At 39.4% G+C, this 1101-nt stretch carries 1 protein-coding gene; it reads right to left on the minus strand.

The genetic code is table 11. The features are described from left to right. Nucleotides 1-883: hypothetical protein (locus N1032_RS23610; protein ID WP_259542813.1), on the minus strand; the 883-nt coding region annotated here is incomplete at its 3' end. Nucleotides 884-1101 lie beyond the last annotated feature (218 nt).

A 1101-nucleotide genomic window follows, 5' to 3' on the forward strand; every position in this document is an offset into this window, starting at 1 on the left:
CTAGTGCTGCTAAGTTAAATGTTGCTTTTGTAGTTGTTCCACCAGCAACTTGAGGTTGCCCTAAATCAGAAGCATATCTGTTTATTGAAGTCAGATATTGTGCCCCAGTACCTTGTGCCTCCAAAGCAGCAAGTCTTATAGCAACCGTTCCCAATGAAGTGTGTAGTCCTTGCAAGTCTGTATTGATAGTAACATCTGCTGCTTGTAAATTTGCTACTTGTTGATTGGTTGTTCCTAAAGCAGTTTGAACCGCATTAGCAGTTTGAACCGCTCCATTAGCGACTGTTGTGGCATTGATTGCTTTGTTATCCAATGATATAAGAGCAGTATTGACATCACCCCTTGTCGGTATCTTGAATGGGTCAGAAACCGTAGAACCAAGCACAAATGACCCTCTTGATGAAATGTCTTTTGCATTATCTATCTTGACATTGTTGGCATCAAGTGTCGTTATGTTGTTTTCAATGGCAATGTCTTTCTGTTCAAGAGCGGTAATTCTTGTATCTATTTGGTTGATAACTGTCGCTTGGTTGTTTTTGGTATTATCTATTACCCATAGGTTTTGAACCATACCAGCAACTTGGAATACACCTGTCGGTTCAACAACAAATAATATACCATCTCCGTCCGTTGCTTTTATCTGGTCACTACCATTAGGTGTTGCCTTAAGTAACAATGTGTTACCGGTTAGTATCTCTTCAACAAATATACCAGTCCCATTGTAAAGAGTGTTCAATGTATGTGCGTTTGGATAAACATTAGCATCTTGAATGATTACTCTATATTTAATGTCAAAAGGTGAATTTGAAATGTCATTGACTATTTCGGCAACCGTACCAATGTCCGGAATTTGAACCAATGTCGGGTCATCGGCAGCAGTCATAAGTTGCATCTTGCTGAACGATATGTTGTTGTTGTCTTGGTTTAGAAGTCCGGCGTCAAGGATAACGTTCTTTCTAACCAATGTTTTTAGTATTGCCATATTTCACTCTCCATTATTGAATAGGTTGGTTTGCCTTTAGTATCTTTGTGTTGCCATGCAGTGTTGGTTCATACAATCCGTCATGCTCCAATCACTCATAGTCTTCAAGACCTGAGTTG

Origin of the sequence: Herbiconiux daphne, from assembly GCF_024979295.1 — a bacterium.
Lineage (GTDB): Bacteria > Actinomycetota > Actinomycetes > Actinomycetales > Microbacteriaceae > Herbiconiux > Herbiconiux daphnes.